Raw genomic sequence first — 21,835 nt, 5'->3', positions numbered from 1 at the left:
GGGTTTGGATTGAACGAAGCGGAGGAATTGCCATGCATGATTTTAAGATCTGGGACAGCCATGTGCACCTGTTTCCCCCTGAGATTTATCAGAACTGGGAGAAATACGCTGCCAGGGATAACTGGTTTGCCCTTCTCACAAAAAAGCCGGAAAACGGCAAAGGAACGGAAGAAGCCTGGGCCAATGCCGAGGAAGCCTTGGAATGCGCGGACAAAGCCGGTATTTACGGCCTTGTTATGCAGGGCTGGTATTGGAATGATGAGGGCCTCATGACCATGCACAATGATTACATGGCTGATATGATGAAACGTCATCCCCACAGGCTGAAAGGTTTTCTTTCCATCAACCCAAAGTTCCGTGAAAAGGCTATCGCTGAGATTGAACGTTGTGTAAAACTGGGTTTTACCGGCATCGGTGAACTGGGACCGGGTGGAAATGGATATGATTTTGAGGATCCTGATCTTATAGATGTGCTGGAGTGCGCGCAGCACTATGGCCTTACTGTATGTATTCACTGCGGGGAACCGGTGGGACATGCCTATCCCGGCAGGGACTTTACCAGCCTGGCTCCTATCCCCGCACTGGTGAAGAAATATCCTGATCTAAAGCTCATTTTGGCCCATATGGGCGGCGGACTTCCTTTCTATGAAATGAATCCCAAATACAGCGGGAAATTCAAAAATGTCTGCTACGACACAGCCGCGAATCCTCTGCTGTATAATATCCGCAGTTTTCGGGCTGTCATCTCCATGATCGGAAGTAAACGTCTGCTTTTCGGAAGTGATTTTCCGCTGCTGCTCTATCCTTCCAAATGCAGGGAAATGGATATTTCCATGTTTGTGGAAGATATCAAAGGACATGCCGGGCTTACACAGGAAGAGTGGAATGATGTGATGGGTGACAATCTGATACGTTTTTTATCATAGGCGGACCTAGAAGTATTACAGCCAGCCGGAGGATAGCTGAAGAATCCTCCGGCTGGCTTTTTTTATGCCTGTTTCTGTGTCATGCTTTGCAGCTCTTTAAGCCGCTCCAGCGGAATGCCTGATCTCTCTGATACCACCTCGGGGGGCAGAATATCAAGAAAACTCACGGCCGCCTTTTCCATGCCTTTCCGTTTTCCCCGCCTTTCTCCTCTTATTTCTCCTTCCCGTTCTGCATCCTCGGTCAGCATACTGTATAGCCACGTCATACTAAGCACCTCCTTGATTTCTTCTAATTCCTCTTTTTCCAGAAATTTTTCTGCCAGTGTGTACAAAACAGATTCTGTCTTCTTTACTTCCCTTGTAACCTTCTGGCCTGCGGTAAGCCGGAAAGCCCGTTCAATCCTGTCTTTCTGAGGGATCTCCCCTCCCATCAGAGGTAGCAGGGAGAGCTTCGCCAAATCTTTTCGCGACAGCTTTCTGCCCTGTCTCTGTTTTCCCTCCAGCTTTCTTAAAAGTCCGTCCCCATCTTTTTCAGACAATATCACAGGGACCACCTTATAAGTATTTTTACCACACCTCATACTTGTGACAGGATGTTTTACCTGACCGCTGTATATAACATAGGTCACAACATCAATCCCAAACTGATAGCTGATAATACTCTCATAAAGCCGGAACCGCCTCATATCCTCGATTCCTCCGTCTCTGCTCTGAAACTCCAGATGGCCGCAGGAACCATCCTCCAGGATCAGGTTAAGATCCTCATAAAATTTTTTCAGTTCCAGATGGACACTCTCTGTGGGCGCTATCCTTATTACCTTCTGTTTTACGCCCACCATAGGAAACAGTTCCTTGGCAAAAAAAGACACGGCAGTCTTCATGGCCTTGTCTTCATGCTCCGAATGGACAGGAAACTTTTGCTGTACACCGGACCGTCTGGATTTTTTCACGGTACCTCCTTACAGGTACTCTGAAAAAGCATCCGCTTACACCAATATCACAATCTCTGTATCTGTAAACATATACAAATACATTGCAGGTCCTCTAATGATACTATAGCAAATTAATACTTTGCAGACAACGGTTTTACCATAATTTTTTTTATTTTTTTGGAAATTTTGTCCTGAACAGGACGTAATAGATTTTTATATGAAAATTGAAGAAAAGTATAACAAAGCGGATAATTTATCAGAGAATACCGCTGTCCGAAAAAGCCGGCCTTGCAAAAGCAGATGCCCGCTGCAAATATGCATGCTGCATCTGCTGTATTTAGAGTATACAAAAAAAACCGAAAAAAAGCAAGCCTTATTTTCCAACAGTATCGACACAAAACCATCCGCGCATTCCGCTGGGCTGCGTTCCTGTGCCGGCACTTTCCAAAATCCTCCAGGCCAAACCATCCTGTGATCTGCCCGGAGTCAAAGCGTGTCTGAAAATACATTCCCGTACTCTGCACGTCTCACTACAGACTTGGAATCTCCACCTGTATGTCCACATCCTTGCTATAATCCACATTGTCAAAATGGAAACCGAACATATGATAGAAATCTTCCCAGTATCCTTCAATATCAGAAAGTGTCTCCACATTCTCTGTATCCACCTCTTTCCAGCAGTCCATCACCGCCCCCTGTACCTGAGGTGCCAGTTCCCAGTCATCCATGCGGATGCGGCCCTGTTCATCCGTGGGAATCTCTCCGGCAAACAGCTTGTCATGAAACAGCCTGGAAATCTGCTCAATACATCCCTCATGTGTTCCCTGCTCTTTCATTACTTTATACAGAATGGCAAAGTAAAGGGGCACAATGGGAATCGCTGCACTGGCCTGTGTTACAAGGGCTTTGTTCACGGAGATATACGCCCGGATTCCCGGATGCTTTTCCCGAATCCTGCCTGCAGTCTCTGTGAGATGCTTTTTTGCCTGTCCGATAGTTCCCTCAGTATAAATAGGATAGGTAAGCTCCGGCCCAATATAGGAATAAGCCACAGTCACCGCATTCTCAGCCAGCACCCCTGCATTTGTCAGAGCGTCCATCCAGTCCATCCAGTCCTCGCCGCCCATAACTTTGATCGTACCTTCCAGCTCCTCATCATTGGCTGACTCTACCGTCTTGGTTACAATGGTATTATTTCTTAGATCCAGGCTCTTCTCCGTGAAAGCTCCTGTTGTGGTCTTCAGTGTGGAGGACCATGTTTTATTGTCCGCAGTTGTCCTTCTTGGGGCTGCCAAACTGTAGATCACCATGTCAACCTGGCCCAGGTCCTCTTTTATCATCTCAATTGCCTGCTGCTTTACTTCTGCTGAAAAGGCATCTCCATTGATGGATTTTGCGTAGAGACCTTCCTCCTTCGCCAACGCTTCAAAAGCAGCCGTGTTGTACCAGCCGGGTGTGGCTGTTCTCTTGCCATTGGACGGTTTTTCAAACATGATGCCAATGGTAGCTGCCTGACATGCAAAAGCTGCCGTAATCCTGCTTGCCAGCCCGTATCCTGTGGAAGCACCGATTACCAACACCTTTTTCGGTCCGCATACCTGGCCTTTTTCCTTCACATATGCGATCTGTCTTTTTACATTTTCCTTACACCCATCCGGATGTGCTGTTGTACAGATAAATTCCCTTACCTTAGGTTCAACGATCATTTCTCTATCCTCCGACTTTTTTATTCCCGCGAGCAACGAGCCAAGCAGCCAAGCTTGCATGGATATTTGGCGACTGCCGCGAGGGTCAAAGACCCCGCAGCTGTGCTGCGTTACAAGATTGATGCCCCGTCAGCTTGCTGCGGGGTCTTTGACTATCTGAAAGCAGAGTTTTCTCTCCGCACAAGGACCGCCTGCCCCCTGCCTGACAGGACAGCGGCACTGACCCCTTGCCTCTCCACTTACTTTTATCTTCTAATAGTTTGATTACCAAAGTATATTATCATAAATGCAGGTGAAATGCAACCCGGTAATTTAATTCTGGAATGTGACGCACATTTTGCGGAAAGCAATATTCAAAAAAAATACTGGTTCCCATTGACAAAACGACATTCATGTCGCATAATAAAAAGCAACACATGTGTCGCAAGTGAGGTAAAATATCCTATGGGAGCAAAAGGTGAAAAAACAAAACAGCTGATCTGCCAATGCGCATTTTGTCTGTTTGCAGAAAAAGGGTTCAAAGATGTAACTATGAAGGATATCTGTGAAAGAACAAAACTCAGCCGGGGCGGGCTTTACCGCCACTATGAAAGCACTTCACAGATCTTCCTGGAAATTGTCAAAGTGCTGATGGCCAACCAGCAAAACGAGTTTGAAGAGAAAATAAAAGCAAAGGTTCCCGCACGTGAGATCCTTTATGACGTCCTGGAGCGCTATGAAAATGAAATGACTGACAGTGAGCATTCTCTCAGTATTGCCATCTATGAATTTTTCAGCAGTCCTTCCATGGCCAAGAGCAATAACTCTATCCGGCAGCAATATGAAACATCAAAAGACATGTGGACTGCTCTCATCCGCTATGGGATACAGACCGGAGAATTCTCTTCGGTGGACCCGGAAGCGGTTTACGACCTGATCGTGTTTTCTTATCAGGGAGTCCGCATGTACAGTAAACTTATGGAGATTGATGATCGTATTCCCAAAGGGATCACCCGTCAGATCAAAACGCTCCTGTTAAAAGACCCGGCTGGCTGATGACCGGCTGTCAGGTACTGTAACTACAAATATATATAAATAGAAAGGGGAACACATGGAAACCGTATTTTATAGAAATGAACTCCCGGGACAGGCCTTTATCAATCCCACGGATACTGTCCACCGGGTGCCGGGATTTCCCAAACTCTGCGTGTCCACATACTCCGAAAAGATTATCCGACACATGGCTGCCCTTGACGGCGTGGAGATCATTGCACATCTGTATACAGCCAATGGACGTAATCCAATTTATAAAATTGTCTATGGCGGCAGGGAAATTGCTTTTTATATGTCTCTGGTAGGTGCTCCTGCCTGCGTATGCGGTTTGGAGGAGGTGGCTGCCATGGGTGCAGAGAAATTTGTCTTCTTTGGATGCTGCGGTATCCTGGATGAGGAGGCCGCCCAGGACCGAATCCTTGTTCCCACCGGGGCTGTCCGTGATGAGGGGACCAGCTACCACTATCTCCTCCCGGATAATGAGATCCGGTCTGACAGCCACTCTGCAGAAATATTAAAGGGCTGCCTTGAAAAATGCGGATACCCCTATGTCTGCGGTAAGATCTGGACAACAGATGCCATATACCGGGAGACACCGCCACAGATAAAAGCCAGGAAAAACCAGGGCTGTATTGCCGTAGATATGGAATATTCCGCTCTGCTGGCCGCTGCACAATTCCGTAATCTGCCGTTTATCCAGTTTTTCTACGGGGCAGACAGCCTGGACAATCCCACCTGGCAGCCCCGCGATCTGACCGACTACGGACTTTCCGGGGCAGATAAATACATGGCCCTTGCTTTTGAGTGCGCTCTGGCTATGTAAACTTTCCCTTTTATATTTGACATCTGCATTCTGAAATATTAGAATAAAAGAAAATGCAGTGTTCAATCCGGTAAAACCCGGCAGGCTGCGCAGGTTATTGTGCAGTCCTGAACAGAAAGGGAATACAATGACGGATAGGGAAAAAATCACCCAGGTTTTCTATGATTATGAGGATGGCGGCCTTGTTTCCGCGGACCTGGATAAAGTTATGAGATGCCTGGACAAAGATCTCATAGGCATTGGAATTGGGGAACAGGGATTTGTCACTTCCTTGGAGGATGTGCGTCAGGTTTTTTTAAGCGGAGTCAAAAACGCTCCCGGCATAAAGCATTCCCTGTCCTTTGAACATATTCATATCCTGATCCATGAGGAAGGGTTTGCCAACCTCTGTGCAAAGGTGATCGTCCGGGCCCAAAAGGGGGATGAACTTACCACCAGCCAGTTTCTCCAATTCCTGACCCTCATCCGCAGGGGCGAAGAATGGAAGATCTGCGGACTCCACGCTTCCTCCCCAGTGGTAACCGAGGAGAGCGTGGAAGCATATCCCCTGAAATTTGCGGAAAAGACCCTGCAAAGCCTCAAAGAAAAAATCGGTGAGGAGGCTTATCTGGCAGAGGAGCAGTATCGTCAGGCTGTATTGGCCGACACCATTGCCTTTTACATCATAAATTTTTCTTTGGATCTTTTTGAAAAATGCCAGCTCAATGGGGAACTCTGCGCCTTTGTAGAGCCGGGAACTCCCTATGAGCAGTTTCTATCTGATCATTTACCTCTTTATGTCATGGAGGAAGACAGGAAGATTTTCCTGGAGACCCTGTCTCTTCAAAATGTTATGGATGCCTTTGCATGCGGAAAAAAAGAACTTAACTGCGAATACCGTTTTCTGTGCCCTGACGGTTCCGTACTTTGGATGGTGACCATTGTAAGGCTCATAACGGATGTGGCCACAGGTGACAAAAAGGGGATCATGTATGTCAAGGATATTGATGCCGCCAAGCACAGGGAATTGGATATGATCGCAAAGGCTGACAGGGATGTGATGACCGGTGTTTTCAACAAATCGGCCTTTATCGGCTCTGTCTCCTCCCTTCTTTGCGATAGGGAAGCACATGCCTTCGTCATGCTGGACATAGATAATTTTAAAGCCATCAATGACACCAACGGCCATCCGGCAGGGGACCAGGTCCTCATAGCCATTGCGGGCATTTTGAAAGACACCTTTTCCGCCGACGGCATAGTAGGACGCCTGGGTGGTGACGAATTTGCAGCCTTTACTCAAGGTTTCCGGTCACAAGATGACTTGCGGAATCGTCTGGAACATGTTTTGGAACAGATAACGAAAATAAAACCATCCGGAATGACTCTGTCAGTTGTGACTTGCAGCATCGGTGTAGCTCTTAGCAGTGACACCTTAAACATTGAACAGCTTTACAAGCGTGCAGATGACGCTCTGTACAGAGCAAAACAAAATGGAAAAAATCAGATTGCATTCTACAGCTGCAGATAATATATGGCATATAAAATAAAAACCTGCTTCTTTTGTGATCAGCCCCATGTCAAGCAGACATGGGGCTGATCACATTTGGGAATGATATGATACCCCTTAAGTAGACAAGGTAAATGACCAAATTCTACTTAGGGGGTATTTTATATGCTTTTCAAAATTGCAGAAAACTATTATTTCGTTGTACTGCCAAAACCTCCGTTACGGACTTCACATACATCATCATCCACGGTGATCCCATACTCCACGAAAATCCCCTGCGCAAAGCCGGTACCCGCCTCCACGTTTACGATCTTTCCTTCATTGGAATCATTGGTGATCTTCACGAAAATATGGCCTTCATTATCTGAATAAAAGTAGTCGCTGTCAATAACACCAACCGTATTATTGAGCTGCAGGCGGTATTTGAATCCCAGACCGCTTCTGGGATACAGCTTAAGCACCCACCCTTCATCCATCTCAGCGCGCACCCCAGTGGGGATTTTCATAGTCTCTCCCGGTTTCAGTTCAAAGGAAAGAGGGCTGTAAAAATCATACCCTGCGCTTCCTGCGGTAGCTCTTTTGGGAAGCTTTATGCTGTCATATACTGCCTCTGTCTCCGCCTCTGTTACCTGTCCAAAGGTATCTTTCCATCCTTCTGCAAACTGTTCTCTGCTCACTTTATGAAATTTCGCGATTCTTCTCATTGTCATCTCCTGTATGTTGTTTTTTATTTACTCTGCGTGCAGTATTACATTCCCCTCTTTCAGGGACCTCTGTACGTCAATTACCCTCTGGTTGGAACTTCCCTTCCACTTCAGGGCAATGTCTTTCTTCTCTGCGACAAATTTGCCGTCCACCAGCACATCCAGATATTGAAGTATCTCTTTTCCCCGGAGTTCCTCCCACAGATATCCTGTGTACAGCCATATGGTCCTGGCCGGAAACTTTTCCTTTATCTCTTTTGCCAATGCTGTCACTTCCGGCACATTTTGAAAATACAGAGGGTCACCTCCGGAAAATGTGATCCCGGATATGTAATTCCTGCTCAATTGTTCAAAAACCTCTTCTTTTGCTGCCTCGTCAAAAATAAGGCCATTTCCTGAATCCCAGGTAATGGGATTCTGACAGTCCTTGCAGCAGTGAGAGCAGCCGGATACCCATAAGACTACCCGCAGACCATCCCCGTTTAACATGTCATCTTTTGTAATATTGTGATATCTCATGAACTTTCCCTCCAAAAGCATGCAGCGGCAGCTGACAGCCGCACGCGTCCTGACACAGGTACTGCGCCTCGGCGCATAAAAGGGGAGAACCGGCTGCCCGGATACAGGCGGCTTGGCTCTCCCCTCACTATTTTTGAACTACTGTGCGTCCTTCGGCACGTCCTTGATGCTGAAGCTGATTCTTCCCATCTTGTCCTTGCCCATGCAGATTACCTTTACCTTGTCTCCAAGTGTCAGCACATCCTCAACACGGTTGATTCTCTCTTTGGCGATTTTAGAGATATGAACCATACCTTCTTTGCCGGGAGCGAATTCCAGGAACGCACCAAAATCCTTGATGCTTACAACCTTGCCTGTATAAATCTGGCCTTCCACAAAATCTGTGGTGATGACCTTCACATAATGAAGCGCCTTATCCATCATCTCCTGGTCTGTGCCGCAGACAGAAACAGCACCGGTATCATCAATGTCAATCTTAACACCAGTCTCATCAATGATCGCATTGATGGTCTTTCCTCTCTGGCCTACCACATCACCAATCTTCTCCGGATCTATCTGGATCTGGATGATCTTCGGTGCATACTCATTCACGTGGTCTCTCGGAGCCGGAATACATTTTTCCATAACTTCTGTCAGGATGTACTCTCTGGCTTCTTTTGTTCTGGCAATGGCCTCCTCGATGATCGGTCTTGTCAGTCCGTGGATCTTAATATCCATCTGGATCGCTGTGATACCGTCATGTGTACCGGCCACCTTGAAGTCCATATCTCCAAAGAAGTCCTCAAGACCCTGGATGTCTGTCAGTACAATATAATCATCATCTGTGTCGCCTGTCACCAGTCCACAGGAGATTCCGGCTACCGTTTTCTTGATCGGAACACCTGCTGCCATCAGAGACATGGTGGAAGCACAGATACTTGCCTGTGATGTGGAACCGTTGGACTCGAAAGTCTCAGATACGGTACGGATCGCGTACGGGAACTCCTCTGTTGTGGGGAGTACCGGCACCAGGGCACGTTCAGCCAGTGCACCATGGCCGATCTCACGGCGTCCCGGTCCTCTGGACGGTTTTGTCTCACCTACGGAGTAGGACGGGAAATTATAGTGATGCATGTAGCGTTTGCTGGTCTCAAACTCATCCAGTCCGTCCAGTCTCTGTGCCTCGGAAAGAGGAGCCAGAGTTGTGATGGTACAGATCTGTGTCTGTCCACGGGTAAACATAGCGGAACCGTGTACCCGGGGGATCAGGTCTGTCTCTGCTGCCAGAGCACGGATCTGTCTGATGTCACGGCCATCCGGACGCTTGTGGTCCTTCAGGATCATTTTGCGGACCGTCTTTTTCTGGTACTGGTAAACAGCATCAGGAAGCAGTGCCAGCCACTCTTCATTATCGGCAAAGGCCTCTTCCAGTTTTTCTGTGATCACACGGATGTTGCCTTCTCTTGTCTGTTTGTCATCTGAGAATACAGCTTCTTCCATGGCTTCCGGTGTAACAACTTCTTTGATCGCCGCAAACAGTTCTTCCGGTACCGCACAGCTTTCATAGGTGTGTTTTTCTTTTCCGCATTCAGCCACGATCTTATCAATAAATGTAATGATCTCACGGTTCACATCATGAGCCATGAAGATCGCCTCGATCATTTTGTCTTCCGGAATCTCGTTGGCTCCGGCTTCGATCATGATGACTTTTTCTCTTGTGGATGCAACGGTAAGCTGTAGGTCTGAGACATCCTTCTGCGCAAGTGTAGGATTTACGATCAGCTCTCCGTCTATCATTCCGATCATAGTTGCAGCACAGGGGCCGTCAAACGGAATATCGGAAATACAGGTTGCGATAGAAGAACCCAGCATGGCAACCACCTCAGGATTGCAGTCCGGATCAACAGACATTACCATGTTGCTCAGAGTAACGTCATTTCTATAATCTTTAGGGAACAGAGGACGCATAGGACGGTCAATGACACGTGAAGTCAAGATCGCATGTTCGCTGGCCTTTCCTTCTCTCTTGTTAAATCCACCCGGGATCTTTCCAACTGCGTATAATTTTTCTTCGTACTCAACACTCATAGGGAAAAAGTCAATTCCCTCTCTGGGTTTGTCGGATGCTGTTGCTGTAGATAAAACGGTGGTCTCACCGTAATGCATGAAGGCTGCGCCGTTTGCCTGCTTCGCCACACGGTCAATCTCTACCGTCAGGTTTCTGCCTGCAAGTTCCATGGTAAAACTCTTGTACATATTATATCTCCTTTTCGTTCTTCGGCGTTGCGCTGTCCGAAACAACTGAAAAATGCACTTCCAAAATAAGCCGGGAAATACCCTTTTCAGTGGTCTCGGTTCCAGTATCTTCGCCGTGATAAAATAGGGCGGAATACTCCGCCCCTAGGTTTGACTGATTATTTTCTAAGACCTAACTTCTCGATCAAAGCACGGTATCTCTCAATATCAGTTTTCTTCAGATAAGCAAGTAAACCACGTCTCTGACCTACCATTTTCAGAAGACCTCTTCTGGAATGATGATCTTTGTGATTTACCTTTAAGTGCTCTGTCAGTTCCTCAATTCTTGCTGTTAAAACTGCAACCTGCACTTCCGGTGAACCTGTGTCACCCGGTGTCCTTGCATATTCTGTCATGATAGCTTGTTTCTTTTCTTTAGAAATCATTGTATGTTCCTCCATATTTTTTTATAATCGCCTCTGATTAAGAAACGGTCGGAGTTTCCAATTCCTGAATCAGGGCTGTACTCATACTTGCTTAGTATAGCATAACAACCTATAATTGTAAAGTAACTTTTTATCATCAAATACGGCCTGTAACCAGTAAACGTTCCTTAAAATAAACGCACGCCCCAAACAGCCTGTTCCCTGTACAGATTGGACACTTTTATACCTGTGGCTGAGCTGCTGGCATGCACCACCTGACCGTCTCCGATGTACATGACCACATGATAAATATAACCATTTTCCGAATAAAAGATCAAGTCCCCCGGAAGCGCTTCCTCCACAGATATCCTCTGCCCCACATTTGCCTGGTCCTCTGCCACCCTGGGGATGTCCACGCCAAAGTCACTGTAGAGTGTCTGCACAAATCCGGAGCAGTCCGCGCCGTTGGTCAGGCTTGTCCCGCCCCACACATAGGGATTTCCCACGAACTGAAGGGCATAATTGACAATGGACGTACGCACATCTGAAGGATTGATGACCGGCACAGGCTCCGGGTCGTCCACAGGGTACGCAAGGACAGGCTCCGCAAGCCCCGTCATTTCCAGGTAATCCGTCTCATTGCTTCCAAGCATGTCCAGATACAGGTTGCAAACATATCCGCTCATCTCCCCTGATGTGATATAGGACCATTCCCCCTCTGTGCTCTCCACATAGCAGAGCCCGTCCTTTGGAAGCTTGCCGATAATGGCAGCATCTGTGCCGGCCCCCTCCCTGATGTTCAGACAGGTATCCACATCCGCCACAGCACAGCACTCCTGTTCCGGTACTTCCTCGGCAGGCTCCGCAAATACAGGCACTGCTGTCAGAAGCATACTGGTTCCTACTAATGTATAACTGATCTTTTTCATAAAATTCTGCATAAAATACTCCTTTTCAAAGAATCCATAAATTTCTTCCTGTCAGATTTGCTTCCGGCAGGACACAAAAAGCCCGCGGCTCATCTGCCGCAGGCTTTTTCTTTGGTATTCAGAACAATAAAAGCGTATCTTTTATTGTCTTATAGAGTATTGCCTGTTTTTTACGATTTTATTACAATTCCATTACAATTCTTTTATCTTCTTCCGGTTCTTCATCCAGAATAGAAAATGCAATGTTGGTCGCATGGTCAGCCACACGCTCCAGACCGGAAATAAGGTCTGAATAGATCATGCTGGCGTCCGGTGTACATTCGTTTTTGGTAAGACGCTGTATATGGGTTGCCTGGAGATGTCTCTCCATCTCATCAATACTGTCCTCCAGCTCCAAAATCTCCTGGAGGTGTTTCTGGCTGTTATTGGAGAACATGTCCATGGAGTAGGTCATGATCCTTATAACCTTGTCCATCATTTCAGCCAGCTCCTTCTGGGCGGCCGGACTGAATTCAATGTTCTTCTCCCTGCGCTCAATGGCTGAATCTGCCACATTTTCCGCATGGTCCCCGATTCTCTCAATATCGTTCACCACATGGAAGAGACCGCCTATGCTTTTAATATCATCAATGGGCAGGGTACTCTGGTTGATGGCGATCAGATAATCCGTGATGGCATGATTCATATAATCAATATGTTTCTCCACCCGGTACACCTCTGCGATCTCGTCCTCATCCAGCGTGATCAGAGCATTCATCGCCCTGTTTAAATTGGTGATAGCCATATTGCCCATTCTCTCCAGCTCTTTTGTAGCTTCCACTACAGCTGTGCTGGGGGAAAATACATTGGTCGGCCCTATGTATTCCAGTTGGAAACCGCCGTCCGCTGCCACTTCGTCCTTTCCGGGTACGAACAGATATGTCATCTTCACAATGGCACCTGAGAACGGCAGTAAGATCAGCACCTGGAAAACTTTGAACAGGGTGTGGGCATTTGCCACGCTCCGTCCTATGTTGCCTCCGGAAAGTGTGGTGATCGCATTCTCTATCCAAGTCTCACCTGCCAGCAGCAGCACCGCCATGATTATGGTACCGATCACATTGAACAGAAAATGGATCAGCGCTGCGCGCTTTGCGTCTTTGTTTCCATTGAGGGCTGCCAGCAGTGCAGAGGTACACGCACCGATATTACAGCCTAAAATAATGTAAAAGCAGATTCCCAATGGAAGCAGTCCCTGCTGCGCCATCAAAAGCAGTATACTGACCGTTACCGATGAACTCTGGACAATGGCCGTGATCAAAAATCCGATGAAGATACCTAATAACGGATTTTTCAGATTGGATAAAAGGCTGATGATAATAGGTGATTCCTTCAGACCTGCCATACTGCCCGACATAAGCGAAAGGCCCATGAACAGGATACCAAAGCCCAGGATAACCTCACCGACCTTTTTCACCTTCTCCTTTTTGCAGAACATAACAATGATCACACCCAGCATCAAAAATACCGGAGCGATCTGGGAAAGGTTAAAAGCCACCAGCTGTGACGTGATGGTAGTACCGATATTGGCCCCCATGATCACACCTGCTGCCTGGTAGAGATTCATCAGCCCTGCATTTACAAAGCTGACTACCATTACTGTGGTCGCACTGGATGACTGGATAATGGCACAGAAAATCATGCCGAACAGCATTCCCACAAATTTGTTTTTTGTAAAGAAAGCCAGAAAACTACGCATCTTTGCTCCTGCGGCTTTTTCAATGCTGTCACTCATCACCCGCATGCCGTACAGGAACAACCCTAAGCCGCCTATCAGCGTCAAAATGTTTCCTACGTTCATTCTTATCTCCTTGGTAAAAAAAGATTCCGTTATAAACTATAATAGAAATTTTGAGGTTTGTCCATCATTATTTGTCAAACGCTTTGAAAAATTCTCGACCTTTTCGGACATCCACATCCAATTGTCCCTTTAATTCCTGCAGGGAGGCGAATTTTCTCTCAGGTCTCAGATAACGGTAAAAACGCACCTCCGCGTCCTGTCCGTACAAGTCCTCGTCACAGTCAAACAGGTATGTCTCCACACCCAGAAAATGCTCTGCCACTGTGGGCTTATACCCTACGTTGGTAATTCCCTGGTATATTTTGTCTCCAATGCGGGAGCGGGTGATATAGACACCGTTGGGCGGCAGTTTTTTACAGACCGGAGGGATCAGATTGGCAGTAGGCACTCCTATGGTGCGCCCCAGCTGCCTGCCGTGTACAATCTCACCTCTGGTAAAATACACATATCCCAAAAGCTCGTTGACCTTTTCCATATTCCCTTTTTCCAGCTCTTCCCGCACATAGGTGCTGCTGATCTCCCGATTCCCGTCTTTTAACTTTTCCACTACATCCACAGTAAAACCATAAGTTTTTCCCATATCATCCAAAAGAGCCGGGGAACCGGCCCTGTCGTGGCCGAATCTGAAATCAGGGCCTACTGCCAGATATTTTACATGCATCCGGTTCACCAGAAATTCTTTTACAAACGCCTCTGCCTCCATGTGCATCAGTTCATCTGTAAAGGGACACTCCACCAGAATATCCATGCCCCGCTCACAGGCCAGCTCCTCCCGCTCCTCATTGGTCAGAAGTCCCTTTGCAGGGGTATGTAGAAGCCTTACTACAGGTGATACGTCAAAAGTAAAGATAACCGCCTTACAGTTATCTTCTTTTTTTTCCCGTATGCAGTTCATGAGCTTCTGATGTCCTCTGTGCAGCCCGTCGAATTTTCCCAGGGTGACTGCACTCGTCTCCCCCTCGCCAAGCCTTGGCACATCTGTTGTATATATCATGGTGTCTCCTTTCTGCTCTCCGCAAAATCCTCCGGGGTGCAGAACATGGTAATCAGCCGAAACTGTTCTCTTTTCTTTTCATATTCATAGAGGCCGATGAACCGCTGTCCGCTGTCATACATACGGACCCTGGTACCGTCCTCCATCTCCTCCTGGGCAGGGACAGCATTCCCGTTGCGCAGCATTTTGTCAAATTGTGCAGGGGCGTGTATCTCCCCGTATTCGGAAAACATCTGCTCAATGGTGACAACATGGGATAAAATACAGCCCGCTCCCACTGCCGCCTCAACCTCAGAAAGCCTCATGGCATCCTTCACATCAAACCGCTCCACCCGGGTGCGCAGCAGGCTTTCCATACAGCCCCCGCATCCCAGCTTCCGGCCAATATCGTGGCACAGCGTCCTGATATAGGTCCCTTTGGAACAAGTCACTCGAAACCGCACAAGCGGAAGGTCCATCTCCAGGATCTCTATCTGGTAAAATACCACACGCCGCGGTTTTCTCTCAACTTCTTTTCCCTCCCGGGCAAGTTCGTAAAGCTTTCTGCCGTTTACCTTCAAAGCAGAATACATGGGAGGGATCTGCTGCTGCTCTCCCAGAAAACTCTCTATACAGGAACGCACTGTGGCAGGATCAGCTGTAACTTCTCTTTCCTCCAGCACAGTGCCTGTCATATCCTGGGTATCTGTGCTGATCCCCAGGTGCAGAACTGCCTCGTATGTCTTCCGCTTATCGGTCAGAAGGTCACACAGCTTAGTCGCCTTTCCCAGACATACCGGAAGGACTCCTTCGGCGTCCGGGTCCAGTGTGCCCGTGTGGCCTATCTTCTTTTGCCTTAAAATGCCCCGAAGTTTTGCCACAACGTCATGGGATGTATATCCCTTTTCCTTGTATATATTGATAACTCCGTTAATCACTGCATTTTTCCTTTATCTGTTTTTCGATATGTCCTGTCAGGTTGTTGATGACATCATAGACGGAACCCTGCATGGTACAGCCCGCTGCCTTCACATGACCGCCGCCGGAAAAATAGCTGGCTGCCACATTCACATCCACAGGTCCGTTGGAGCGCATGCTCACTTTAAATTCCTGTGTTTTTACCTCGTATAAGAAGACGGCAACCTCTACGCCTTTGGTGATGCGCAGCTGGTCAACTATGCCGTCCAGATCTTTTGGTTCCACACCGTAAAACTCCATATCCCGCTTTCTGATACAGCCGATAATGCATTTTCCGTCCAGCAGCATGATACTCTCCATCAGGCATCTGCCCAGGATCTGGTTCTGTACATAGCTTTTCTGGAAAAAAGTCTCATCAATGATCCTGGTAAAATCAATTCCCTTTTCCATCAGCTTTGCTGCAATACGCAGAGTTGCCGGGGTTGTGGAAGAAAATTTAAACACGCCTGTGTCATGGGCCATTCCCATATAAATGGCCTCTGCCACAGACTTTGATACCTTTTCCTCATCCAGAAGTCCGTACAGCACCTCAGAAGCAGAACTCACATCCGGCTTCACCACATTGATATCCCCAAAGCCTTTGTTGCTCACATGGTGGTCAATGCAGATCTTTCTCTTTGCCTTCTGGTAAGCCTCCCACGCCACACCGATACGGTCTGATGTGCTGGTGTCAATGACAAAAAACACGTCATATGCTTCCTCATCGTTGTAGGCAGACCTGATCTCATCCAGATGTGAGATCATAGAAAACGCATCTCTTGGCTTTTCCAGATAGATATCCGTCTCAATCTCCGGATAGTTTTCCCGCAGATAGAGGTAAAGTCCCATACAGGACCCCACACAGTCACCGTCCGGACGAACGTGTCCGGCGATGGCTGCCCTCTTAATGCCTTTCAGTTCACTGGCTATCTTCTCCATCCTCATGCACCTCCGATGCTGTGTCCTTTTTGCTGACTTCATCAATCAGCTTAGACATGGTCACGCCATATTCAATAGATTCATCCAGGATGAACCGTATTTCCGGCGTATTTCTAAGGTTCACCGTCTTGGCGAGCTGCCTGCGGATATAACTTTCCGCACTGCGAAGCCCCGCGAGGGTGTCCTTTTTCGCTTCCGCATCGCCAAGCACACTGATATATGCTTTGCAGGTTTTAAGGTCCGGCGCCACTTCCACTGCAGTTACACTGGTCATGGGTTTTATGCGCGGGTCCTTAATACCATTACGGATGATCTCTGCCAGTTCTTTGTGAACCTCAGCGTTCACCCGTGTATTTTTAATACTGTTTTTTCTCATAAAAGCTCTCCTATCTCGGCACTTCCACCATAATATAAGCTTCTACCTTGTCTTCCTCTTGTACGTCACTGAAGTCCTCGAATACGAGACCGCACTCATAACCCGCTTTCACTTCTTTTACATCATCCTTGAAACGCTTCAGAGATGCCAGAATACCTTCGTAAATCTGCTCTTCTCCTCTGGTAATGCGGACTTTGCAGTTTCTCTGGAACATACCATCCAGAACATATCCGCCGGCAATGGTACCCACATCGGATGACTTGAACGTCTGGCGCACTTCCGCATGGCCAATCACCTTTTCCTCGTATACCGGATCCAGCATACCCTTCATGGCTGCTTCCACATCCTCGATGGCCTGATAGATGACACGATACAGACGCAGGTCAACGCCTTCCTGTTCTGCAATTGCCTTTGCCGTCACATCCGGGCGTACATTGAAGCCGATGATAATGGCATTGGACGCACTTGCAAGGGTAACATCTGATTCATTGATGGCACCCACACCGCCATGGATGACTTTTACCACAACCTCTTCGTTAGACAGCTTCACAAGACTCTGTTTTACTGCTTCTACAGACCCCTGTACATCGGCTTTCACGATGATAGGAAGCTCTTTCAGATTGCCTGCCTGAATCTGTGTGAACAGATCATCCAGAGACATCTTAGCTTTTGTCTCTTCCAGCAGACGGTTTCTATTTTCGGAAACAAAGGTAGCAGCAAAATGTTTTGCCTCTTTGTCATTTTCTGTTGCAACCAGGATCTCTCCTGCGTTGGGCACGTCACTCAGACCCAGAATCTCTACCGGGGTGGACGGAGCTGCCTCTTTTACTCTTCTTCCCTTGTCATCCATCATGGCACGGACTTTACCGGAGCAGGCTCCGGCTGCAATGAAGTCACCCACATGCAGGGTACCCTTCTGTACCAGAATTGTGGCAACAGGGCCTTTTCCTTTGTCAAGTTCCGCTTCGATCACGAGGCCTCTTGCCATTCTCTTGGGATTGGCTTTCAGCTCTGCCACCTCAGCTGTCAGTAGGATCATCTCTAAAAGAGTCTCGATCCCCTCCCCTGAATGTGCGGAAACCGGTACAAAGATGGTGCTTCCGCCCCAGTCTTCCGGAATCAGCTCATACTCGGATAATTCCTGTTTTACTCTCTCGATATTGGCGCTGGGCTTATCAATCTTGTTGATAGCAACAATGATCTCAACACCTGCGGCTTTGGCATGGTTGATAGCTTCCACGGTCTGGGGCATAACACCGTCGTCCGCAGCTACTACCAGGATCGCAATATCAGTTGCATTGGCACCACGCATACGCATAGCGGTAAATGCCTCATGTCCCGGCGTATCCAAGAATGCGATCTTCTGATCATTGATGGTAACCACATAAGCACCGATGTGCTGTGTGATACCTCCTGCCTCTCGGTCTGTCACATGTGTATTTCTGATGCAGTCCAAAAGAGATGTTTTACCATGGTCAACATGACCCATAACACAGACTACCGGAGGTCTTGGAACCAGTAAGGATTCGTCTTCATCATCCTCTTTTAGGAGTTCTGCGATAACATCCACCTTTACTTCCGGTTCTGCGATGATATCGTAGCCCAGTGCGATCTCCTCTGCTTTCTCAAAGTCGATCTCGTGGTTCACGGTAACCATAACGCCTTCCATAAACAGTTTCTTAACGATAACTGAAGGCTGCATCTTCATCTTCTCAGCCAGCTCACGGATCGTCATTTTCTCCGGAAGTGTGATCTCCTTTACTACTTCCTTCTTCTCTTCCACCTTAGGCTGTGTGTTTGGTCTCTGCAGCGCCCTTGGCAGTCTTTGGTTCGGACGTCTTCCGCCGCCCTGGTTCGGACGTTTGCTGCCTGCCTGGTTCGGGCGTTTGCTGCCTGCCTGGAAGTCATCTTTCTTAACGTCCTTTTTCTTATTCTCACGGTTTAATTTACGGCTGTCTTTCTCCACAAATTCCAGCTTGGGAGCATCTGATTTGCCGCCTTTATCTCTGTTAAATCCGCCGCCCTGACGGTTATCCGTACCTCTCTGTCTGTTGTCGCCGAAACGGTTCGGACCGCTGCCTGTTCTTGGACGGTTGTCTCCGCCTCTGTTGTCATTGTTGTAACGGGGACGGTCCCCTGTGCCTGTTCTCGGACGGTTGTCACCGTTTCGGTTATCGCTGTTGTAGCGCGGACGGTCTCCCGTGCCTGTTCTCGGACGGTTGTCACCGGTCCTGTTGTCACTGTTGTAGCGCGGGCGGTCCCCTGTGCCTGTTCTCGGACGATAATCACCGGTTCTGTTGTCATTGTTGTAGCGCGGGCGGTCCCCTGTGCCTGTTCTCGGACGGTTGTCACCGTTTCTGTTGTCACTGTTGTAACGCGGACGGTCTCCCGTGCCTGTTCTCGGACGATTGTCACCGGTTCTGTTGTCGCTGTTATAACGCGGACGGTCCCCTGTGCCTGTTCTCGGACGATTGTCACCGGTTCTGTTGTCACTGTTGTAACGCGGACGGTCTCCCGTGCCTGTTCTCGGACGGTTGTCACCGGTTCTGTTGTCGTTATTATAACGGTTCTGGCCATCCCCACTGTTGTTTCTCGGGCGGTTATCGCCGTTTCTGTTATCGTTATTGTAACGATTCGGACGGTCCCCATTATTGTTATCACTGTTATAGCGGTTTGGACGGTCTCCGTTGTTGTTATCACTGTTATAGCGATTCGGACGGTCTCCGTTGTTGTTATCGCTGTTATAGCGGTTTGGACGGTCTCCGTTATTGTTATTGCCCGGACGATTATCTGTCCTGTTCTGAGTATTTGCTGTACTTTCCGTTTTCATTCCTCCCTGTGCCGGACGATTATTTGCCGGCTGGCTGCTGCTGTGCACACTGCCTGCTTCTGCAGGACGATTCTGTGGTTTTTGTTTTCTCTCTGGCATATGACTTGCATTCTGCGGTCTGAACACCTGAATCAGTTTCTTCTTCGGTTTTTCCTCCGCCGGCGCTGCCGGTTTCGCAGAATCCGTGCTGGCTGCTGCCACATTTCCCTTTCTCAAGTTTGAGCGTATCATGCTCACATGGTCATCCTCAAGGCTGCTCATGTGGCTTTTTACATCTATATTTTTGGATTTCAAAAAATCCATGACCTCCTTGTTGGTTTTATCTAATTCTCTTGCAATTTCATGCACTCTCAGTTTTGACATATATTGCCCTCCTTTTTTATTTACCCATCTGTTCCAGCTTTTTCTTCATCGCCACTGCGAAATTATCATCCGTCACGCCCAGGGACGCGCGGTAGTCCTTTCCAATGGCACCTCCCAACTCCTCCTTTGTTCCGACAAAATAAACCGGCACCTTATAGTAGGCACACATATCGGAAAACTTTTTTCTAGAATTATCTGATGCATCGCCTGCCACAAGGACAAGGCGTGCTTTTCCTGCTTTCACTGCTTTCTCTGTGGCAAACTCACCGCTCACCACTCTCCCGGCTTTGGCCGCCAGTCCCAAAAGGGACAGTTCTTTACTGATGTTCAAGCTTATCAAACTCCTTTTCCAGGCTCTCATATACGGATGCCGGAATCGCTGTCTTGAGAGAACGCTCCAAGCCCCGGTTCTTAACGGCCTTCTGCAGGCATTCCTTGTCAAAACACAGATATGCCCCTCTGCCGTTCTTTCTGCCGGTGGCATCCAGAACGATTTCCTCCTCCGGTGTCTTCAAGACACGGAGCATTTCCTTCTTATTCCTCATCTCACCGCAGCCGGTACATTTACGCATGGGGACTTTCCTGACCGTACCCATAATATCACCTACTCTTCTTCACCGGGTATCCCGGAAGCATCCGGCTCCTCATAAGAATCCGGTGCCTCATCGGAAGCAATATCTGCCATATCCTCTTCTTCATAGGATTCCGCCACACTGCCCTCTTCTTCGTAACCCGCTTCTACATAACTCTCTTCTTCATAGCTCTCTTCTTCGTAATCTTCCTCATAGAAATCGAAGTCACCAGACTCTCTGGCCTGTGTCTCGCTCTTGATGTCAATCTTAAATCCTGTCAGTCTGGCAGCAAGTCTGGCATTCTGCCCCTCTTTACCGATTGCCAGGGAAAGCTGGTAATCTGGAACAATGACCATAGCGGTCTTCTCATCCGGGTCAGCCATAACAGAGATGACCTTTGCTGGACTTAAAGCGTTCTCGATCAGAAGCGCCGGGTTGTCACTCCAGTTGATGATATCAATCTTCTCGCCGCGCAGTTCCTCCACGATGGCATTGACTCTGGCACCGTTCATACCGACGCAGGCACCAACAGGATCTACGTCCGGGTCATTGCTCCACACAGCGATCTTTGTACGGGAACCAGCTTCTCTGGCAATACTCTTGATCTCCACAGTGCCGTCCTTCACCTCTGTGACCTCAGCCTCAAAGAGACGTTTCACCAGTTCCGGGTGTGTCCTGGACACAAGGATCTTAGGTCCCTTGGGGGTATCTTTCACCTCCAGGATATACAGTTTGATCCTTTCTGTAGGACGGAACACCTCTGTTTTCACCTGTTCATTTTCTGTCAGGATGGCATCTGCCTTACCCAGATTAATACTGTAGTTTCTGCCAAGACTTCTCTGGACAATCCCTGTCACAACATCTTTCTCTTTTCCGTAATACTGGTTGAAGATTACTTTTCTCTCTTCCTCGCGGATTTTCTGCAGAATTACGTTCTTGGCATTCTGGGTGGCGATCCGTCCGAATTCCTTTGACTTGATCTCCACATTCACCACATCGCCCAGCTCATACTGGGAATTCATCATCTTGGCATTTGCCAGGCTGATCTCCATAACCGGATCCATCACTTCCTCAACCACAGTCTTCTCCGCATACACACCGAAGTCACAGGTCTCAGGGTTGATATTCACGTGCACATTGTCAGCTTTGCCGAAATGATTCTTGCACGCCTGGATCAGGGACTGCTCAATGGCTTCCAAAAGCGTATCTTTGCTGATGGATTTCTCTTTTTCCAGAATATCCAGCGCCTCTAATAACTCTGTATTCATTTTTTACATCCTCCTGAATTT

21 protein-coding genes are annotated in these 21,835 nt (G+C 48.0%); 5 read left to right on the top strand and 16 right to left on the bottom strand.

Translation table 11 applies throughout. The features are described 5' to 3' along the window. Positions 1 to 32: 32 nt before the first annotated feature. Entirely contained in the window at positions 33 to 926 is an 894-nt protein-coding gene (locus C6P39_RS18980) for an amidohydrolase family protein (RefSeq protein ID WP_104804838.1), read from the top strand. Between the two features lie 62 nt (positions 927 to 988). On the opposite strand, the gene C6P39_RS18975 is transcribed toward C6P39_RS18980, so the two are convergent. Continuing rightward, entirely contained in the window at positions 989 to 1,876 is an 888-nt protein-coding gene (locus C6P39_RS18975) for a hypothetical protein (protein ID WP_104804837.1), read from the bottom strand. A gap of 199 nt (positions 1,877 to 2,075) precedes the next feature. On the opposite strand from C6P39_RS18975, the gene C6P39_RS27520 reads away from it, so the two are divergent. Continuing rightward, on the top strand, positions 2,076 to 2,333 hold the full coding sequence (locus C6P39_RS27520; protein ID WP_158661627.1) for a hypothetical protein: 258 nt from the start codon (positions 2,076 to 2,078) through the stop codon (positions 2,331 to 2,333). A gap of 55 nt (positions 2,334 to 2,388) precedes the next feature. Here the strand turns inward: C6P39_RS27520 and fabV are convergent, their stop codons facing one another. Continuing rightward, entirely contained in the window at positions 2,389 to 3,564 is a 1,176-nt protein-coding gene (gene fabV / locus C6P39_RS18965) for an enoyl-ACP reductase FabV (protein ID WP_104804835.1), read from the bottom strand. A gap of 444 nt (positions 3,565 to 4,008) precedes the next feature. On the opposite strand from fabV, the gene C6P39_RS18960 reads away from it, so the two are divergent. The 3 genes from C6P39_RS18960 (at position 4,009) to C6P39_RS18950 (ending at position 6,926) form a co-directional block, all read left to right on the top strand. Then, positions 4,009 to 4,599 carry a TetR/AcrR family transcriptional regulator gene (locus tag C6P39_RS18960; protein ID WP_104804834.1) on the top strand — a complete coding sequence of 197 codons (591 nt, stop codon included), beginning with the start codon at positions 4,009 to 4,011 and terminating at the stop codon, positions 4,597 to 4,599. Between the two features lie 55 nt (positions 4,600 to 4,654). Further along, positions 4,655 to 5,419: a nucleoside phosphorylase gene (locus C6P39_RS18955; protein WP_104804833.1), complete on the top strand. Its 765-nt coding sequence runs from the start codon at positions 4,655 to 4,657 to the stop codon at positions 5,417 to 5,419. Positions 5,420 to 5,546: 127 nt separating this feature from the next. Further along, positions 5,547 to 6,926 (top strand): diguanylate cyclase domain-containing protein, encoded by a 1,380-nt coding sequence (locus tag C6P39_RS18950; RefSeq protein ID WP_158661626.1) that lies wholly within the window; start codon positions 5,547 to 5,549, stop codon positions 6,924 to 6,926. A 170-nt stretch (positions 6,927 to 7,096) separates the two neighbouring features. Here C6P39_RS18950 and C6P39_RS18945 read toward each other — a convergent pair whose 3' ends face one another. The 14 genes from C6P39_RS18945 to nusA form a co-directional block, all read right to left on the bottom strand. After that, positions 7,097 to 7,609 carry a dUTP diphosphatase gene (locus C6P39_RS18945; protein ID WP_104804831.1) on the bottom strand — a complete coding sequence of 171 codons (513 nt, stop codon included), beginning with the start codon at positions 7,607 to 7,609 and terminating at the stop codon, positions 7,097 to 7,099. Positions 7,610 to 7,636: 27 nt separating this feature from the next. Then, a complete protein-coding gene (gene nrdG / locus C6P39_RS18940) occupies positions 7,637 to 8,128 on the bottom strand; it encodes an anaerobic ribonucleoside-triphosphate reductase activating protein (protein ID WP_104804830.1) in 492 nt (163 codons plus the stop codon). Positions 8,129 to 8,266: 138 nt separating this feature from the next. Further along, the gene (locus C6P39_RS18935; protein WP_104804829.1) at positions 8,267 to 10,363 is read right to left on the bottom strand and encodes a polyribonucleotide nucleotidyltransferase; all 2,097 of its coding nucleotides are present in this window, start codon (positions 10,361 to 10,363) and stop codon (positions 8,267 to 8,269) included. Between the two features lie 158 nt (positions 10,364 to 10,521). Next, entirely contained in the window at positions 10,522 to 10,788 is a 267-nt protein-coding gene (gene rpsO, locus C6P39_RS18930; RefSeq protein WP_065542529.1) for a 30S ribosomal protein S15, read from the bottom strand. Positions 10,789 to 10,955: 167 nt separating this feature from the next. Then, complete coding sequence (locus tag C6P39_RS18925; RefSeq protein ID WP_104804828.1) at positions 10,956 to 11,708, bottom strand: SH3 domain-containing C40 family peptidase; 753 nt, start codon at positions 11,706 to 11,708, stop codon at positions 10,956 to 10,958. 169 nt (positions 11,709 to 11,877) lie between these two features. Then, complete coding sequence (locus C6P39_RS18920; protein ID WP_095170643.1) at positions 11,878 to 13,536, bottom strand: Na/Pi cotransporter family protein; 1,659 nt, start codon at positions 13,534 to 13,536, stop codon at positions 11,878 to 11,880. Positions 13,537 to 13,603: 67 nt separating this feature from the next. Further along, positions 13,604 to 14,530: a bifunctional riboflavin kinase/FAD synthetase gene (locus tag C6P39_RS18915; protein WP_104804827.1), complete on the bottom strand. Its 927-nt coding sequence runs from the start codon at positions 14,528 to 14,530 to the stop codon at positions 13,604 to 13,606. Then, the gene (gene truB, locus C6P39_RS18910; RefSeq protein WP_104804826.1) at positions 14,527 to 15,447 is read right to left on the bottom strand and encodes a tRNA pseudouridine(55) synthase TruB; all 921 of its coding nucleotides are present in this window, start codon (positions 15,445 to 15,447) and stop codon (positions 14,527 to 14,529) included. Before truB ends, C6P39_RS18915 begins: the two co-directional genes overlap by 4 nt. Next, positions 15,440 to 16,405, bottom strand: coding sequence for a DHH family phosphoesterase (locus C6P39_RS18905; protein WP_104804825.1), 966 nt, complete (start codon positions 16,403 to 16,405; stop codon positions 15,440 to 15,442). Before C6P39_RS18905 ends, truB begins: the two co-directional genes overlap by 8 nt. Continuing rightward, positions 16,386 to 16,781, bottom strand: a complete 396-nt coding sequence (rbfA, locus tag C6P39_RS18900) for a 30S ribosome-binding factor RbfA (protein ID WP_095170653.1) — start codon at positions 16,779 to 16,781, stop codon at positions 16,386 to 16,388. The genes C6P39_RS18905 and rbfA overlap by 20 nt, the downstream gene beginning before the upstream one ends. A 10-nt stretch (positions 16,782 to 16,791) precedes the next feature. Then, positions 16,792 to 19,974, bottom strand: coding sequence for a translation initiation factor IF-2 (gene infB, locus C6P39_RS18895; protein WP_104804824.1), 3,183 nt, complete (start codon positions 19,972 to 19,974; stop codon positions 16,792 to 16,794). Positions 19,975 to 19,990: 16 nt separating this feature from the next. Further along, entirely contained in the window at positions 19,991 to 20,305 is a 315-nt protein-coding gene (locus tag C6P39_RS18890; RefSeq protein WP_095170658.1) for a L7Ae/L30e/S12e/Gadd45 family ribosomal protein, read from the bottom strand. Further along, positions 20,292 to 20,570, bottom strand: a complete 279-nt coding sequence (gene rnpM / locus C6P39_RS18885; RefSeq protein ID WP_104804823.1) for an RNase P modulator RnpM — start codon at positions 20,568 to 20,570, stop codon at positions 20,292 to 20,294. Before rnpM ends, C6P39_RS18890 begins: the two co-directional genes overlap by 14 nt. Positions 20,571 to 20,578: 8 nt before the next feature. Next, positions 20,579 to 21,814: a transcription termination factor NusA gene (gene nusA, locus C6P39_RS18880; protein ID WP_104804822.1), complete on the bottom strand. Its 1,236-nt coding sequence runs from the start codon at positions 21,812 to 21,814 to the stop codon at positions 20,579 to 20,581. Positions 21,815 to 21,835 lie beyond the last annotated feature (21 nt).

Source organism: Blautia marasmi (assembly GCF_900258535.1).
GTDB lineage: Bacteria > Bacillota > Clostridia > Lachnospirales > Lachnospiraceae > Blautia > Blautia hominis.
The sequence above is the reverse complement of the archived record's forward strand: the minus strand, read 5'-3'. Positions and strand labels throughout refer to the sequence as shown.